The organism is Pseudomonas sp. FW300-N1A1 (assembly GCF_058789115.1).
The window spans coordinates 109701-125898 of the sequence record NZ_JBYTBK010000008.1 but is presented as its reverse complement, the minus strand read 5'-3'; the positions used below and the strand labels follow the sequence as shown (position 1 = coordinate 125898).

Sequence of the window (16198 nt, the reverse complement as noted above, 5' to 3'; positions counted from 1 at the left end):
TACCCGATTTTTGAAATTCTTATGGTGTGTTCTGGGTCTTTGGCCATCGCGACCGGTGGTTCACGACCGGACTCAATGTGCTGTCGATGGTGCGCAGTGAGCGAAAAATCGTCAATTCGCCAACTGCCATTGTGTTCGATAATCGCACGTTAAACTAACTGGTTGGTACATATTGAATTGCTCAATCAACACGCCAGCCCAATACTTCCCTTCACCTGAAGCGCCGATAAAAGACGCAGCCTCAATACGATCAGCCCCTTCCTTCGGGAGTTCAAGCATGCAGCGTTCCATTGCCACCGTTTCCTTGAGCGGTACCCTGCCGGAAAAGCTCGAAGCCATTGCCGCCGCCGGTTTCGACGGGGTGGAGATTTTCGAGAACGATCTGCTGTACTACGACGGCAGCCCGCGGGAAATCAGGCAGCTGTGTGCTGACCTCGGCATTGCCATCACCTTGTTCCAGCCCTTCCGTGATTTCGAGGGCTGCCGCCGTGATCGTTTGTCACGCAACCTGGAGCGTGCCGAGCGCAAGTTCGACCTGATGCAGGAGTTGGGCACCGATCTGGTGCTGGTGTGCAGCAATGTTTCACCCGACAGCCTTGGCGATGAACAGATCCTGATAGATGACCTGCGCCAGCTGGCCGAGCGCGCTGGAGCAAGAGGCTTGCGAATCGGCTTCGAAGCACTGGCCTGGGGCCGGCATGTGAACAGCTACCAGCAGGTCTGGAACATTGTGCGCCAGGCTGACCACCCGAGCCTTGGTGTCCTGCTGGACAGCTTTCATACCCTGTCGCTCAAGGGCGATCCCCGGGCGATCGCGGACATTCCTGGCGAGAAGATTTTCTTTGTGCAAATGGCCGACGCTCCGATCCTGGCCATGGATGTGCTGGAGTGGAGCCGGCATTTTCGCTGCTTCCCCGGGCAGGGCGAGTTCGACTTGCCGGGGTTCCTCGCACCGATTATCCAGAGTGGCTACACCGGGCCTCTGTCGCTGGAAGTCTTCAACGACGGCTTTCGCGCCGCGCCACCCCGGGCCAACGCCGCCGATGGCTTGCGTTCCTTGCTGTACCTGGAGGAGAAGACCCGTGCGCGCCTGCAACAGTTAGCCACGCCAGCACTCACCCCGCAGTTGCTGTTCGATACACCGGCCGCCAGTGAATACGACGGGATCGAGTTTCTGGAGTTCGCGGTGGACGAAACCCTGGGGGCCAAACTCACCCATTGGCTTGAGCGACTGGGCTTCGTCAAAGCCGGGCAGCATCGCTCCAAGAGCGTCACGCTCTTGCGTCAGGGGGCGATCAACCTGATCCTCAACTCCGAGCCCTATTCATTCGCCCACAGTTTTTTCGAGGCACACGGGCCTTCACTGTGCGCGACGGCGGTGCGGGTCAAGGACAGTGCCAGTGCGCTGGCCCGGGCGGTGGCCTACAAAGGGCAGCCGTATCGCGGGCTGGTCGGTCCCAACGAACTGGAGTTGGCGGCCGTGCGGGCGCCGGATGGCAGCCTGATTTACCTGGTGGATGAACACGCCGATGTCTACAGCACTGACTTCCGGTTGCAAGCAACGGCAAGCGCCGGTGGCGGGCTCAAGCGGATCGACCATATGGCCATGGCCCTGCCGGCGGACAGCCTCGACACCTGGGTGCTGTTCTACAAAAGCCTGCTGGACTTTGAAGCGGACGATGAGGTGGTGCTGCCTGACCCCTATGGCCTGGTGAAAAGCCGTGCGCTACGTAGCCGTTGCAGTTCGATCCGTTTGCCATTGAACATTTCCGAGAATCGCAACACCGCCATTTCGCACGCGTTGTCCAGTTATCGCGGGTCGGGTGTGCACCACATTGCCTTTGATTGCGACGATATCTTTGCCGAAGTCAGCCGCGCCAAACAGGCCGGCGTACCGCTGCTGGATATCCCGCTCAACTATTACGACGATCTCGCGGCACGCTTTGACTTCGACGATGAGTTTCTCAGTGAGCTGGCCTACTTCAATGTGCTGTACGACCGCGACGCTCAGGGTGGTGAGCTGTTCCACGTCTACACCGAGCCTTTTGAAGGGCGGTTTTTCTTCGAAATCATCCAGCGCAAAAACGGCTACGCAGGATACGGCGCGGCCAATGTCGCGGTACGTCTGGCGGCGATGGCGAAGTCACGCAGCGGTGCCGCTCGCCAGGCCAAGTTGTAGGAAAATCGTAAGCGTGGCAGCACGTGGCCGTGACGGAGCTTCCTTCACTGCATCGTGCGGCCCATAATCGCCAGTCTGTGCAGTGATGGCCATGAGCCCGGAATGAGAATGACCACAGACCTTACCGTCGCGCCCGACCTGTCCGTGGTCGAGCCGCGCAAGAGTCGCAAGAACAACCCGGAAAAAACTCGCGAGAATATTCTTCAAGAAGCCATTGTCGAGTTCGTTCAGCAGGGGTTGTCCGGCGCGCGCGTGGACGCCATCGCCGAGCGAATTCATACCTCCAAACGCATGATCTATTACTACTTCGGGAGCAAGGAACAGCTCTACGTTGAAGTGCTGGAGAAGCTGTACGGCGATATCCGCCGCACCGAAAGCCGCCTGCACCTGGCCGAGCTTGCCCCGCGCGACGCGATCCGGCGGCTGGTGGAGTTCACCTTCGATCACCATGACCGCAATGTCGACTTTGTGCGCATCGTCTGCATCGAGAACATTCACAACGCCGAGTACGTGAAGCAGTCCCAAGTGATCAAGGCGATGAACACCACCATCCTCGATTCGCTGGGCGTGATTTTGCGTCGCGGTGCTGAAGAGGGCGTGTTTCGCAGCGGGTTGAATGCGTTGGATGTTCACTTGCTGATCAGTTCGTTCTGTTTCTACCGGGTATCGAACCGCCATACCTTCGGTGAGCTTTTCCAGGTCGACCTGCCCAATGAAGCCATCAAGCAGCGTCATCGGGAAATGATCTGCGAATCGGTCCTGCGCTATTTGCAGGCCTGACCCGTGGCGAGGGGCGGGCCCTCTCGCCATGCTTGCCTGCGCAGTGGCTTACCCCGTCATACCGTGAAAGTGCGCGAGCATTCGCTGGGTGTCCGGCACGACGCCGCTGAACAACTCAAAGGCCTTCACGGCTTGAAATACCGCCATGTTGCCGCCATCGAGTGTCCGGCACCCCAGGCTGCGGGCGGTGCGTAGCAGTTCCGTTTCCAGTGGAAAGTAAACAATCTCCGCGACCCACAAGGGCGTGCGCAACAGTGCCGCCGGCACCGGCATGCCAGGCAGCTTGGCCATGCCCATTGGGGTGGTGTTCACCAGGCCATCGGCTTGTGCCATCGCGCTTGGCAGGTCATGACCGGCGCAGGCCCGGTCCCTGCCGAAATGTTGATTGAGGTTCTGCGCCAGGCTGCGCGCGCGATCTTGGTCCACGTCGAAAATACTCAGCTGGCGGACGCCTTCACTCAGCAGGGCATGAGCCACTGCTGCCCCGGCACCACCAGCCCCCATTTGCACCACGCGCTCGCGAGCCACGCCTTCCAGGCCCCGGCGAAAACCTTCGGCAAACCCCAGGCAGTCGGTGTTGTGGCCGATACGCTTGCCATCCTTGAGCACCACGGTGTTCACCGCGCCGATGCCCTGGGCTTCGGGCGAGAGTTCGTCGAGCAGCGGGATGATTGCCTGCTTGCACGGAAACGTGATGTTCAAACCAGTGAAGTTCATGCGCTCAGCGGCCATCAGCAGATCCGGCAGTGCCGAGCTGTCGAGGTGCAACTGATCGAGGTCGATCAACCGATAGACATAGCGCATGCCCTGGGCATCGCCCTCGTGCTCATGCAGCGCGGGAGTTCGGGAGGCCTGGATGCCAGCGCCTATCAGTCCGGCGAGTACGCCTGTGTTCTGTGTCATGTCGATTACCCCTGCAAGCGCTGACTGAAGTGCTCCAGTGCCAGACGATAGCCGTGGCTGCCAAACCCGCACAGCACGGCGGTCGCAATGGCGGAAACAAAGGAGTGATGACGAAAGGGTTCCCGCGCATGGACGTTGGACAAATGCACTTCGATCACCGGTAGATCGCTGGCGATCAGGGCATCACGGATCGCCACCGAGGTGTGCGTCCAGGCGGCCGGGTTGATCACGATCCCGGCGCAACGACCACGGGCCGAGTGAATCCAGTCCAGCAACTCGCCTTCATGGTTGGTCTGGCGAAACTCCACTTTCAGGCCGAACTCTTCGGCGGCGCGTCCGCACAGGGCCGAGATATCGGCCAGGGTTTCGTGGCCATAAGTCGCCGGCTCACGAGTGCCGAGCAGGTTCAGGTTAGGGCCGTTCAGCACCAGGATGATCGGGGGCATGGGGGGTATCTCCATTGTTATTGTTGGCATCGGTCAGTGGTGGACCGGCCTGTGGAGATAAAATGTACCGTTTGGTTAATTTTTACAATTGACGTTCAGCGGTAGGACTTGTTCGCTCGCAATATGTGTTCGCTGATCGGACAGGTCACTGCGGTGTTGGCCGTTGGCGGGAGGGTAAAGAAAGGATTTCTTACCCATTACCTCGGTAAATGGCAGGTGTCCGGTGTTTTCCAGAACTAGCCTGAGAGGCAGTTGCCGATGGCATGCAGTTTGCCGACTGTCGGATTCTCAATGGAATGTCAGGTCTCCCGACCTCAATAACCTAACGGATGGGTTAGCATGAAAGTATGCAGCTACAAAGGGCTTTCGCTGGTGATCATGTTGCGTGACGAGCACTGTCCACCGCACGTGCATGTCGATGCGGGTACATGGAGCGCACGATTCGTCTTCTGCTTTTGGCATAACGGCGTGGAGTTGTGGGATGTCATTCCACTATCACGCCGTCCACCACTGGCGGTTCTGGAGGGGCTGCGACTGGCACTCAAGCAGCCCGCGCACTTGCGTCGTGCCCGGAGCATCTGGTGGCTGAAGTTGCAAACAACCTGCCTGGGCAATCAGTTATGGGATTGGCAGGCGAATGAAGTGGTGGTGATGAACAGGGATACCAGCGTGATTTACCGGATTGCCACGGCTCGTTATGCGGTCGAGGACAATAAAACCTTGATGCAGCTGATAGGCGCACCTGAATGTGTGGAGATAGCACTATGAGAACGATACAGGCAAAGACCCAGCCCGATCGGCCGCTGACGGAGGCTGCTCTGGATGACGCCATTGAGCGGGGTGTGGCGCATCGCAGCGGGGTGAACGCGATTGCTGTGAGTGTCGACGGGGCGAGTCTGTCGATCAGCTTCGCGGATGGCAGCGCGGTGTTGCTGCCCGTGAAGAATTACCCGGAATTCGATGGCTTTGATGCCACTGATTTTGGGCAATTGAAGGTGGGTTTTGCAGGTGCTGCGCTCTGCCATGAAGGCAGGGACCTGCAGATCTCCATTGTCGGGATGATCCTGGCAAGCAAACCGTTGATGGACCTGGCGGCCACGGTGATTGCCAGCCGCAACGGTCGCCAGAGCAGTGTCGCCAAGGCACAGGCTGCCCGCGCCAACGGCAGGAAGGGCGGTCGCCCGCGAAAAGTCGATAGTGCATTGTGATCGCCGACAAAAAAGCCGTCATCAAGACGGCTGTTTTGTGAGGGGTAAACTCAATCAGCGGCGGGTCAGCAAGACCCCGGATTCCATGTGGTGGGTCCATGGGAACTGATCGAACATTGCACAGCGGGTGATGCGGTGAGTGTCGTGCAGTTGGGCGATGTTGGCGGCCAACGTTTCCGGGTTGCACGAGATGTACAGGATGTTCTCGAAGCGTCGGGTCAGCTCGCAGGTGTCCGGGTCCATGCCGGCGCGCGGCGGGTCGACGAACACGCTGCCGAACGCGTAGCTCTTCAGATCAATGCCATGCAGGCGACGAAACGGCCGCACTTCATTGAGGGCTTCGGTCAGTTCCTCGGCAGACAAGCGTACCAGCGTGACGTTATCCACAGCGTTTTCGCTGAGGTTGCTGAGCGCGGCATTCACCGAGGTCTTGCTGATTTCGGTGGCCAGTACCTTGCGCACGCGCGTGGCCAGGGGCAGGGTGAAGTTGCCATTGCCGCAATACAGCTCGAGCAAATCATCAGCGCGCGGGCCCAAGGCATCGTACGCCCAGTTGAGCATCTTCTGGTTCACCGTGCCATTCGGTTGGGTGAACGCACCTTCCGGTTGGCGATAGCTGAAGGTACGACCGCCGACTTCAAGTTGTTCAACCACGTAATCATGGCCGATCACTTCACGCTTGCCCTTGGAGCGACCGATCACGCTGACGTTGAGGTCCGTGGCCAGTTTGCTGGCCGCCGCGTGCCAGTGCTCGTCCAGCGGGCGGTGATAACACAGGGTGATCATCGCGTCGCCCGCCAGGGTGGTCAGGAACTCCACCTGGAACAGCTTGTGGCTCAGGGCCGCGCTGGCTTGCCAGGCTGCCTTGAGCTGTGGCATCAACTCATTGATGCGCAGACTGGCGATCGGGAACGCTTCGATCAGGATCGGCGTGCGTTTGTCTTCCTGGGAAAACATCGCGTAGTGCCGCTCGCCGGCTTCGCGCCACAGGCGGAACTCGGCACGCAGGCGAAAGTTGGCCAGCGGCGAGTCGAACACTGCAGGTTCTGGTGCATCGAACGGCGCCAGCAGGTCACGCAAGCGCGTGACCTTGTCCTGGAGCTGAGCGGCGTAGGCCTGGGAATCGAATGTCATGCGTTGAACCAACCCAACTTGATCACAAACAGAATCGACAGAATCACCAGCGCCGAGTTCAGCTCACGGCCACGACCGGAGAGCAGCTTGATCGCGGTCCAGGAGATAAAGCCGAACGCAATGCCGTTGGCAATGGAGTAGGTGAACGGCATCGCCAGGGCGGTAATGACCACCGGTGCGGCAACGGTGATGTCGTCCCAGTCTATTTCCGCCAGGCCCGAGGTCATCAGCACGGCGACGAACAGCAGGGCCGGTGCCGTGGCGAAGGCTGGCACGCTGCCGGCCAGCGGGGCGAAGAACAGGGCCAGCAAGAACAGGATGGCGACCACGACGGCCGTCAGGCCGGTACGGCCGCCGGCGCTGACACCCGCTGCCGATTCGATGTAACTGGTGGTGGTCGAGGTACCCAGCAGCGAACCGGCCATGGCGGCGGTACTGTCGGCGATCAGCGCACGGCCCATTTTCGGCATGTGGCCGTCCTTGCCCATCAGGCCGGCGCGCTTGGCGACACCGATCAGGGTGCCGGAGTTATCGAACAGGTCGACGAACAGAAAGGCGAAAATTACGCTGACAAGGCCAATGTCCAGTGCGCCCATGATGTCCAGTTGCAGGAAGGTCGGCGCCAGCGAAGGCGGCATCGACATCACGCCACCGAACGGGGTGAAGCCCAGGGCAATGGAGGCGATGGTGACGGTCAGGATGCCGATCAGCACCGCGCCACGCACTTTCAGTGCCTCAAGGGCGACGATCATCGCAAAGCCCAGGGTCGCCAGGATCGGTGCCGGTTGTTTCAGGTCACCCAGGCCGACCATGGTGGCCGGGTTGCTGACCACGATACCGGCGTTGTGCAGGGCGATCAGGGCCAGGAACAGACCGATACCGGCGGCAATCGCCGAGCGCAGTGGCAGCGGGATGCTGTTGATGATCCATTCACGGATGCGGAAGATCGACAACAGGAAGAACAGCACCGCGGAAATGAACACCGCGCCCAGTGCCACTTGCCAGGTGTGGCCCATGTGCAGCACGACGGTGTAGGTGAAGAACGCGTTCAGTCCCATGCCCGGTGCTAGCGCAATCGGGTAGTTGGCGATCAGGCCCATGACGGTGGAGCCGATGGCGGCTGCCAGGCAGGTCGCGACAAACACCGCGCCCTTGTCCATGCCGGTCTCGCCGAGAATGCTCGGGTTGACGAACAGAATGTAGGCCATGGCCAGGAAGGTCGTGATACCGGCAAGAATCTCGGTACGCACGTTGGTGTTGTGTGCCTTGAGTTGAAACAGCCTTTCCAGCATGCCTGCTCCCCGTGGCGCGTCTTGCGCCGTGAATGTATCGACCTGAACAGCAAAGCACAGGCCGCTGAAGGCGCCTGGGAATTTTGTCTAGGTCGGAAAAAGCCGCGCATCATACCAGCAGCGTGGGGCAATGGCTGCTTAATGGCAGCGCTCGTCGTCGAAGTTTTGCAGTCGGGGGGAGTGGGGCATACTGCGCGCTGGCTTCGGGAGTGGTTATGTCGTCTATCAAGAGCAAGGTCGTTCGGGTATTTGGCGTGTTTGGCGCCTTGTTGTTGGGAGCGCAAGCCGCCACGGCGGCGTCGGCACCACCGCTGACCGAAATCAAGGTGCTCAAGGTCCAGTCGCAGTCCTGTGGCCTTGAAGACATTGCCCAGGGGCAGGCGCAAACGAAGTGCGATCACCAGGGCCCCAACATCAAGCTCTATGTACTGGAAGTCGGTTATGGTCGTTCGCCCCAGGCCGGGCTGGATGGCGCTGACATCGACGGCGTACGTACCCGGGTGTGCGCCTACGATAATGGCAACCTGACCGAGTGCTCCGGCATGGTCAGCAAGATCGTCGGTTACCTGTACATTTTTGACCTGGCTGGCAAGCAGCGAGGTACGTTCACCTTCCGCAATACCTCGATCAATGCACCGGGCCAGAGCCTGTCGACCCAGCTGTACATCAAATAGACGGCAGCGGGTCAGGACATTGACCGAACAGCGGTCGACAAAGCTGACTACGCTTTAAAGATCACCCTGTGGATGCAGATCATGACCTTTAGAGCCCTGATTACCCTTGCCGAAGGTATCGACGACCTGCAAACCGTCACCCTGATTGATGTGTTGCGCCGGGCGAAAGTCGAAGTGGTGGTGGCCAGCATCGAGGCACGGCGCATGCTGACCTGTGCCCGAGGTACTCGCTTGACCGCCGATGCGATGCTGGTGGATGTGCTGGCACAACCGTTCGACCTGATTGTCCTGCCCGGCGGTGTCGTGGGTGCCCAGCACCTGGCGGCCCATCAACCCTTGCAGCAACTGCTCCAGGACCAGTCCGCCGCCGGGCGCTGGTTCGCCGCCATCGCCGAGTCGCCTGCATTGGCTTTGCAGGCCTTTGGCGTACTGAGACAGCGGCGCATGACCTGCCTCCCCACCGTCAGCCAGCAGTTGTCCGGCTGCACCTTCATTGATCAACCGGTGGTGGTCGATGGCAACTGCATCACGGCCCAGGGTTCAGGCGCGGCCCTGGCGTTTGCCCTGATGCTGGTCGAGCAGGTGTGCGGCAAGGGTGTCAGGGCGAAGGTGGCAGTGGACTTGCAGGCCTGACCGATACCGTTAAGGCTCTGGGCCGGGCATTGGCAGGCAGATCCGAGCGGGAAGCGCCGAGGCGATCGTCAAGTTGTAACTAATGGTTGCGGTGATTGACCTGGAGCCCGTCTGTCGTCGAAAGGACAGCACTGAGGCAACCTGTCACGCGGCAAAAGACCACACGCGTCAGCCGCGAAAATGGGACTACTCTTTCATCGTTACTTGATCCAGATCAAAGCCCTTGGCGGATTTGTTCTGACGGCCAGATGGCCAGACTCCCTGCGTTGTGATGCGTGTATAAAAAGAACGAATTTGAATTCGCCACATTCCATATCCGTGGGGGCGGTGGGTGCAGGCCAGGTGTCTGCAGCCGTAATACCTGACAGAGGAAGACTTATGTTCGGTTTGGAGGCACTTGATCTCGCCCGAATTCAGTTCGCGTTCACCATTTCATTCCACATCCTGTTCCCGGCGATCACCATCGGCCTGGCGAGTTACCTGGCGGTGCTCGAAGGCCTGTGGCTGAAAACCCACAACAACACCTACCGTGACCTGTACCACTTCTGGTCGAAGATCTTTGCCGTCAACTTCGGCATGGGGGTGGTCTCGGGGCTGGTCATGGCCTATCAGTTTGGCACCAACTGGAGTCGCTTCTCGGACTTCGCCGGTTCCGTCACCGGCCCCTTGCTGACCTATGAAGTGCTCACGGCGTTCTTCCTGGAGGCTGGTTTCCTGGGCGTCATGCTGTTCGGCTGGAACAAGGTGGGGCGCAAGCTGCACTTCTTCGCCACGGTCATGGTCGCCATCGGCACGCTGATCTCGACCTTCTGGATCCTGGCCTCCAACAGCTGGATGCAAACCCCGCAGGGTTACGAAATCGTCAACGGCCAGGTCATTCCGGTGGACTGGATCGCGGTGATATTCAACCCCTCGTTCCCCTATCGCCTGATGCACATGGCCACGGCAGCCTTTGTCGCGACGGCGTTCTTCGTCGGCTCGTCAGCTGCCTGGCACCTGTTGCGCGGCCGTGATAACCCGGCGATCCGTACCATGCTGTCGATGGCCATGTGGATGGCCTTGATCGTCGCGCCGATCCAGGCGGTGATCGGTGACTTCCACGGGCTCAACACCCTCAAGCACCAACCCGCGAAAATCGCGGCGATCGAAGGCCACTGGGAAAACCATGGCAACGAAGCGACGCCGCTGATCCTGTTCGGCTGGCCGGACATGAAGGAAGAGAGAACCAAATACGCGGTCGAGATTCCGTACCTGGGCAGCCTGATCCTGACCCACTCGCTGGACAAACAGGTCCCGGCGCTCAAGGAGTTCCCGCCTGAAGACCGGCCGAACTCGACCATCGTGTTCTGGTCGTTCCGGATCATGGTCGGGCTGGGCATGCTGATGATTTTCACCGGCCTGTGGAGCTTGTGGCTGCGCAAGCGCGACACGTTGTATTCCAACCGTGCGTTCCTGTACCTGACGTTGTGGATGGGACCTTCGGGCCTGATTGCGATTCTCGCGGGCTGGTTCACCACGGAAATCGGTCGTCAGCCGTGGGTGGTGTACGGGTTGATGCGTACCGCCGATGGCTCCTCCAACCATAGCGTGGTGCAAATGAGCATCACCCTGGCACTGTTTGTCGTGGTGTATTTCTCGCTGTTTGGTGCAGGGCTGGGCTACATGATGCGCCTGGTGCGCAAAGGTCCGGAGCTCAACGAAGGTGCCGAACCGAGCCACGGTGGCCCCGGTCAGCATCGCACACCGGCCCGTCCGCTTTCCGCTGCCGATGGTGGTGCTGAAAGTGACCGCGGCGACAGCCTGAACAAGGGGAATTGAGTCATGGGTATTGATCTTCCGCTGATCTGGGCCGTGATCATCATCTTCGGCATCATGATGTACGTGGTCATGGACGGCTTCGACCTGGGCATCGGGATTCTCTTCCCGTTCATCAAGGGCAAGAGCGACCGTGACGTGATGATGAACACCGTGGCGCCGGTCTGGGACGGTAATGAAACCTGGCTGGTGCTGGGCGGGGCGGCCTTGTTCGGGGCTTTCCCGCTAGCGTATTCGGTGGTGCTGTCGGCGTTGTACCTGCCGCTGATCCTGATGCTGGTCGGGCTGATTTTCCGGGGCGTGGCCTTCGAGTTCCGCTTCAAGGCCAAGGACGACAAGCGCCATCTCTGGGACAAGGCATTTATCGGTGGCTCGATCACCGCGACCTTCTTCCAGGGCGTGGCCCTCGGTGCATTCATCGACGGTTTCCCGGTGGTTGATCGGCAGTTCGCTGGCGGCACGCTGGACTGGCTCACGCCGTTCACACTGTTCTGCGGCGTGGCGCTGGTGGTGGCGTATGCACTGCTGGGGTGTACCTGGCTGATCATGAAGACCGAAGGCAAACTGCAGCAGCAGATGCATGACCTGGCGCGGCCACTGGCGCTGGTGCTGCTGGCGGTGATCGGGATCGTCAGCATCTGGACCCCGCTGGCCCATGCCGAGATCGCCGCGCGCTGGTTCACCTTGCCTAACCTGTTCTGGTTCCTGCCGGTGCCGATCCTGGTGCTGGTGACCCTTTACGGATTACTGCGTGCCGTGGCCCGCAATGCCCACTACACGCCGTTCCTGCTGACCCTGGTGCTGATCTTCCTCGGCTACAGCGGCCTGGGTATCAGCCTGTGGCCGAACATCGTGCCGCCGTCGATTTCGATCTGGGACGCCGCCGCGCCGCCACAAAGCCAGGGTTTCATGCTGGTCGGCACGTTGTTCATCATTCCGTTTATCCTGGGCTATACCTTCTGGAGCTACTACGTGTTCCGCGGCAAGGTGACCCATGAAGACGGTTATCACTAGTCACGCACACGCTGTAGGCGTTGGCTTGCCAGCGAAGGCGATCTGCGTGACGCCATCGCCGGCAAGCCGGCGCCCACCAGGAACGCTCAACACGAGGCGCACGGTTATGGCCGACAAGCATTCTTTGCAGGAAATCGAACAGGCGGAAAAGAAGCCGCTCTGGCAGCGGCTCGGCTGGCTGGCAATGATCTGGACAGGCAGTGTGCTTGCGTTATTTGTCGTGGCAAGCCTCATGCGCCTGTTCATGAATGCCGCAGGCCTGAGCACTCACTGAACACCCGGACATCCCATCCCGTTGCCTAACGGCACGGATTTATAACCCTCCATTGGAGGGTTTTTTTTGCCTGGATGCCAGGTGTTACTTGCGGGCCTTGAGGATCACGAATTTCGGGGTGGCCGCGACTTGTTCGACGCCGCGGAACAACCGCGCGAGCTTGCTGTGATAACCCAGGTGGCGATTGCCGACGATGTACAGCGCACCCCCGACCACCAAGGCTTCGCGAGCCTGCTGAAACATGCGCCAGGCCAGGAAATCGCCCACTACCTGCTGCTGGTGGAACGGCGGATTGCACAACACCACGTCCAGCGATTGCGGCTCTTGCCCCTCCAGGCCATCGCCCGCCCGCACGATTACCTCGCGGTCACCCAGCGCGGCCTGCCAGTTTTCAGCGGCGGACTGCACGGCCATGAACGACTCGTCCACCAGTGTGTACCGGGCTTGCGGGTTGTGCAGGGCGCTGGCGATGGCTAGCACGCCGTTGCCGCACCCCAGGTCGGCGACCCGCGCGGTACCAAGGTTTTTCGGCAAATGGGGGAGAAACGCCCGCGTACCGATGTCCAGGCCTTCGCGACAGAACACGTTGGCATGGTTGAGCAGCTCGATGGCCGGTTCGTCGAGGGTGTAGCGCGTCGGGTACGGCGATGGCACAACAGGTCTGGCCTGCGGGGTAGCAATCAGCAAGCGCGCTTTCTTGACAGCAAGGGAGGCCTGCATCGGGCCGATGTAACGTTCCAGCAGGTCTCCCGCCGCCCTTGGCAGATGCTTGACCATCGCGGCGGCCACCACCTGAGCGCCGGGAGCCAGTTGCCCTTGCAGGCGAATCAGTTGCTCTTCCAGCAGGGCAAGGGTCTTGGGAACCCGGATCAGGACCCGGTCGAATGGCCCGACCAGCGGAGCGCTGGCGGGTAACAGCGAGACGGCATCAAAGGGCTGGCCATTACGTACCAGGTTCTTTTCCAGGGCCTGGGCGGCCAGGAACGAGTCGCCGCTGGTGGTCAGTGAAACCTTGCCGACCAGGCTCGCCGCCAGTGCACCAAAACTGTCGTTGAGCACCAGAACCCGGGTGTTGGCGGCAGGTTGCTGTTCGGCCAAGTGGTTGAGCAAGTATTCGTCAGCCGCGTCGAAGGCTTGCAGCGGTTCGTTTTGCTGTTCCGGCTGGCGAATCAGGTCGAGTTGGGCGAAGGGCGTTTCAAGCAGGGGCATGGGGCGGGGCTCTGGGTAATCAACGGGTGTCCCGCCGCTGTGCATGGGCATGGGCGAAAGGCTGGCGGGACCGACTGAGCGGGCAGCCACGCGTGGCTTCGGAGGTACCACTCAGTCGGGGGGCAAATGGTACGTTTTTTTCTTCAGGATTACTCGCAGGTTTTTCTGCGGATTCCGGAGCCTGACAGTGGTCAGGAGTGGGGCGCGGTTTAAATCATATGATGTCGGGTGGCCCGTACCACGGCGGAGATCTTGTTATTCACTCCCAGTTTCTTGATCGCGCTGTTGACGTGGTAGTGCACCGTTCGTTCAGTCAGGCAGAGAATGATGGCGACTTCCGAGGCGGTCTTGCCGTCAGCCGACCACTTCAGGACTTCAATTTCCCGTGGCGACAGATACACCTGAGTCTCGCTGTCGGCATGACTGCCTGACAGTTTGTCGATGGCCAGGGCATAGAGTTTTTGGCTGATGAAGGTCGCGTAGCCGAGGTGTTCGTAGAGTTCGTAAACGCTCAGCCTACGATGACTGCGGGCCATGCTGAGCATTCCGATGCTCTGGCTGTTCAGATCATGCACAGGTTGTGACCAGCCGTAGCGCAAGCCTTGATCCAGCAGCGCCTGCCAGAGGTCAGGGGTTTTTGCAAAAGTCGCGCTGTCCCAGAGAACGGGCAGCATCGAGTGGTTGCAATGAGCGACTGTCGGGTCGATCGAGCAGTAGTTTTTCTGTTTGTATTGTGTGTTCCATTCGTGTGGGTAATTATTGAGGTTTATAGCGGCTGAGCGATGATTCAGGCTGCAAGAAGTCATTGAAAAACAGCAGTATTCGTAACCAAGATTGTTGAAGAAATTGAGTGCGGCCTTGTAGGCTGATTCGATGCTTGATGCGCTGGTCAATTGCTTGAGCTGCGCTTCTATCCAGATCTCCATTGATTACTCTCCGTGTGTCCACTTCATGTGTGCCGATTGCGTCCGATTGCGTCCAATTGCCGGCAAGCCGTGAGTGTAGGATATGTCCTACTATTGCGGTGTGACTTTTTAGCTATTGGATCCACTTTCTTGGTGAGTTAATAGTTATTAAAGGTGGTGGCTTTGCAATGGCTTTTTACATGTTGTACTTAATTTTAATGTGGAGTGATTCGTTGGCTTTACAAAGGGGCAAGGTATATAGGAGGTTGTTCTTCTGTTAGATATTGTTCGGTATTGTTTGGCATTATTACTTATCTGTTTAGTTAATTTGTCGTGGGTCGAGGGGTAATACCACTACCATTCGAAGGTGTTCCTGCGCTTGGCTTTGCGGGACACTGGGCCCATCAGACCTACGGAGCCCCCCATGACCGCCAGCGAAGAGAAGTTCACCCGCCAGACCCTGCTTGATGTCCAGCCGCTGACTCCGAGTCTGTTCACCCTGCGCGCCACCCGGGATCCAGGCTTTCGCTTTCGGGCCGGGCAGTTTGCCCGCCTGGGCGTCACCAAGGCCGATGGCAGTACCGTGTGGCGTGCGTATTCCATGGTGTCTGCGCCCCATGACGAGTTTCTCGAGTTCTTTTCCATCGTCGTACCCGGGGGAGAATTCACCAGCGAGCTTAGTCGCCTGGAGGCTGGCGATACGCTGATGGTCGATCGTCAAGCCTTTGGCTACCTGACCCTGGATCGATTTGTCGACGGGCGTGATCTGTGGTTGTTGTCCACGGGCACGGGGATTGCCCCTTTCCTGTCGATCCTGCAGGACTTCGAGGTGTGGGAGCGGTACGAGCGGATCATTCTGGTGTACAGCGTGCGCGAAGCCCGGGAGTTGGCGTACCAGGCATTGATCGAGGGGTTGGCCGGGCGTGAGTACCTGGCGGAATATGCCCACAAGTTGCAGTTCATTGCCACGGTGACCCGCGAGCATCACCCGGGGGCGCTGAACGGTCGAATTACCCACTTGATCGAAAATGGCGAGCTGGAGCGGTCGGCGGGCGTCGAGCTGACGGCCGAGCACTCGCGGGTGATGCTGTGTGGCAACCCAGAAATGATCGATGACACCCGTCAACTGCTCAAAGCGCGTGACATGCAACTGAGCCTGAGTCGTCGTCCGGGTCAGGTGGCGGTCGAGAATTACTGGTAATGGAAGAACGGCGCCACCAGGCGCCGTTTGTTGTCGCGGTCTGGCCCTCAGGGCTTGTTGTTTTGCGTCTTGAGCAGGTCGCGGATCTCACTCAGCAGGACTTCTTCCTGGGTCGGAACCGGTGGCGCGCTGGGGGCCGCAGCCTCTTCGCGCTTGAGTTGGTTGATGGCTTTCACGCCCATGAAGATGGCGAATGCAACGATCACGAAGTCGATGATGCTCTGGATGAATTTGCCGTAGGCCAGCATCACGGCCGGGGCTTCGCCCTGCGCCGCCTTCAGGGTGATGGCCAGGTCCCCGAAGTCCACCCCACCGATCAGCAGGCCGATGGGTGGCATGACCACGTCACCGACGAACGATGTAACGATCTTGCCGAACGCGGCGCCGATGATGATACCGACGGCCATGTCGACCACATTCCCTTTGACCGCGAAGGCCTTGAATTCACTTATCACGCCCATGGGTTATTCCTTGTTACAGATGAGGTTGGTGAACGCAGTGTAAATCAGCAAACCGGGTCTTGCTTGGCCT

18 protein-coding genes are annotated in these 16198 nt (G+C 59.6%); 10 read left to right on the top strand and 8 right to left on the bottom strand.

Going from position 1 to position 16198, the window contains the following annotated elements; translation table 11 throughout:
• Positions 1-111: 111 nt before the first annotated feature.
• The gene (locus tag AC3WQN_RS08635) at positions 112-279 is read right to left on the bottom strand and encodes a hypothetical protein (protein ID WP_158248609.1); all 168 of its coding nucleotides are present in this window, start codon (positions 277-279) and stop codon (positions 112-114) included.
• Between AC3WQN_RS08635 and quiC the strand changes: the two genes are divergently transcribed.
• Both quiC and AC3WQN_RS08625 read left to right on the top strand, forming a co-directional pair.
• Positions 278-2179, top strand: a complete 1902-nt coding sequence (gene quiC / locus AC3WQN_RS08630) for a 3-dehydroshikimate dehydratase QuiC (protein WP_103400714.1) — start codon at positions 278-280, stop codon at positions 2177-2179. The two genes, AC3WQN_RS08635 and quiC, sit on opposite strands and share 2 nt — an antisense overlap.
• Positions 2180-2281: 102 nt before the next feature.
• Positions 2282-2959, top strand: a complete 678-nt coding sequence (locus AC3WQN_RS08625; protein WP_095080673.1) for a TetR/AcrR family transcriptional regulator — start codon at positions 2282-2284, stop codon at positions 2957-2959.
• Between the two features lie 48 nt (positions 2960-3007).
• Here AC3WQN_RS08625 and AC3WQN_RS08620 read toward each other — a convergent pair whose 3' ends face one another.
• On the bottom strand, positions 3008-3862 hold the full coding sequence (locus tag AC3WQN_RS08620; RefSeq protein ID WP_095080674.1) for a shikimate dehydrogenase: 855 nt from the start codon (positions 3860-3862) through the stop codon (positions 3008-3010).
• 5 nt (positions 3863-3867) lie between these two features.
• Positions 3868-4308 carry a type II 3-dehydroquinate dehydratase gene (gene aroQ / locus AC3WQN_RS08615; protein ID WP_103400715.1) on the bottom strand — a complete coding sequence of 147 codons (441 nt, stop codon included), beginning with the start codon at positions 4306-4308 and terminating at the stop codon, positions 3868-3870.
• 339 nt (positions 4309-4647) lie between these two features.
• On the opposite strand from aroQ, the gene AC3WQN_RS08610 reads away from it, so the two are divergent.
• Positions 4648-5076, top strand: a complete 429-nt coding sequence (locus AC3WQN_RS08610; RefSeq protein WP_103400716.1) for a DUF4160 domain-containing protein — start codon at positions 4648-4650, stop codon at positions 5074-5076.
• Positions 5073-5516 (top strand): DUF2442 domain-containing protein, encoded by a 444-nt coding sequence (locus tag AC3WQN_RS08605; protein ID WP_103400717.1) that lies wholly within the window; start codon positions 5073-5075, stop codon positions 5514-5516. The genes AC3WQN_RS08610 and AC3WQN_RS08605 overlap by 4 nt, the downstream gene beginning before the upstream one ends.
• Before the next feature lie 54 nt (positions 5517-5570).
• Here AC3WQN_RS08605 and trmA read toward each other — a convergent pair whose 3' ends face one another.
• A complete protein-coding gene (gene trmA, locus AC3WQN_RS08600; RefSeq protein WP_095145444.1) occupies positions 5571-6650 on the bottom strand; it encodes a tRNA (uridine(54)-C5)-methyltransferase TrmA in 1080 nt (359 codons plus the stop codon).
• Complete coding sequence (locus tag AC3WQN_RS08595; RefSeq protein WP_095145445.1) at positions 6647-7942, bottom strand: NCS2 family permease; 1296 nt, start codon at positions 7940-7942, stop codon at positions 6647-6649. The genes trmA and AC3WQN_RS08595 overlap by 4 nt, the downstream gene beginning before the upstream one ends.
• 215 nt (positions 7943-8157) lie before the next feature.
• Here AC3WQN_RS08595 and AC3WQN_RS08590 point away from each other — a divergent pair, with 215 nt between their 5' ends.
• From AC3WQN_RS08590 to AC3WQN_RS08570, 5 genes are all read left to right on the top strand, one after another.
• Positions 8158-8616 (top strand): DUF4879 domain-containing protein, encoded by a 459-nt coding sequence (locus tag AC3WQN_RS08590; protein ID WP_103400718.1) that lies wholly within the window; start codon positions 8158-8160, stop codon positions 8614-8616.
• Positions 8617-8697: 81 nt separating this feature from the next.
• Positions 8698-9249, top strand: a complete 552-nt coding sequence (locus tag AC3WQN_RS08585; RefSeq protein ID WP_103400741.1) for a DJ-1 family glyoxalase III — start codon at positions 8698-8700, stop codon at positions 9247-9249.
• A 378-nt stretch (positions 9250-9627) separates the two neighbouring features.
• A complete protein-coding gene (locus AC3WQN_RS08580) occupies positions 9628-11067 on the top strand; it encodes a cytochrome ubiquinol oxidase subunit I (RefSeq protein ID WP_103400719.1) in 1440 nt (479 codons plus the stop codon).
• Between the two features lie 3 nt (positions 11068-11070).
• Complete coding sequence (gene cydB / locus AC3WQN_RS08575; protein WP_095145450.1) at positions 11071-12078, top strand: cytochrome d ubiquinol oxidase subunit II; 1008 nt, start codon at positions 11071-11073, stop codon at positions 12076-12078.
• 106 nt (positions 12079-12184) lie between these two features.
• Positions 12185-12352 carry a DUF2474 domain-containing protein gene (locus AC3WQN_RS08570; protein WP_095145451.1) on the top strand — a complete coding sequence of 56 codons (168 nt, stop codon included), beginning with the start codon at positions 12185-12187 and terminating at the stop codon, positions 12350-12352.
• Between the two features lie 84 nt (positions 12353-12436).
• Here AC3WQN_RS08570 and AC3WQN_RS08565 read toward each other — a convergent pair whose 3' ends face one another.
• Both AC3WQN_RS08565 and AC3WQN_RS08560 read right to left on the bottom strand, forming a co-directional pair.
• Complete coding sequence (locus AC3WQN_RS08565; protein WP_103400720.1) at positions 12437-13561, bottom strand: methyltransferase; 1125 nt, start codon at positions 13559-13561, stop codon at positions 12437-12439.
• 209 nt (positions 13562-13770) lie between these two features.
• Entirely contained in the window at positions 13771-14487 is a 717-nt protein-coding gene (locus AC3WQN_RS08560; protein WP_103400721.1) for an autoinducer binding domain-containing protein, read from the bottom strand.
• A 403-nt stretch (positions 14488-14890) separates the two neighbouring features.
• Here AC3WQN_RS08560 and AC3WQN_RS08555 point away from each other — a divergent pair, with 403 nt between their 5' ends.
• Entirely contained in the window at positions 14891-15667 is a 777-nt protein-coding gene (locus AC3WQN_RS08555) for a ferredoxin--NADP reductase (RefSeq protein WP_103400722.1), read from the top strand.
• Between the two features lie 47 nt (positions 15668-15714).
• Here AC3WQN_RS08555 and mscL read toward each other — a convergent pair whose 3' ends face one another.
• On the bottom strand, positions 15715-16128 hold the full coding sequence (mscL, locus tag AC3WQN_RS08550) for a large-conductance mechanosensitive channel protein MscL (RefSeq protein ID WP_103400723.1): 414 nt from the start codon (positions 16126-16128) through the stop codon (positions 15715-15717).
• Between the last annotated feature and the right edge of the window lie 70 nt (positions 16129-16198).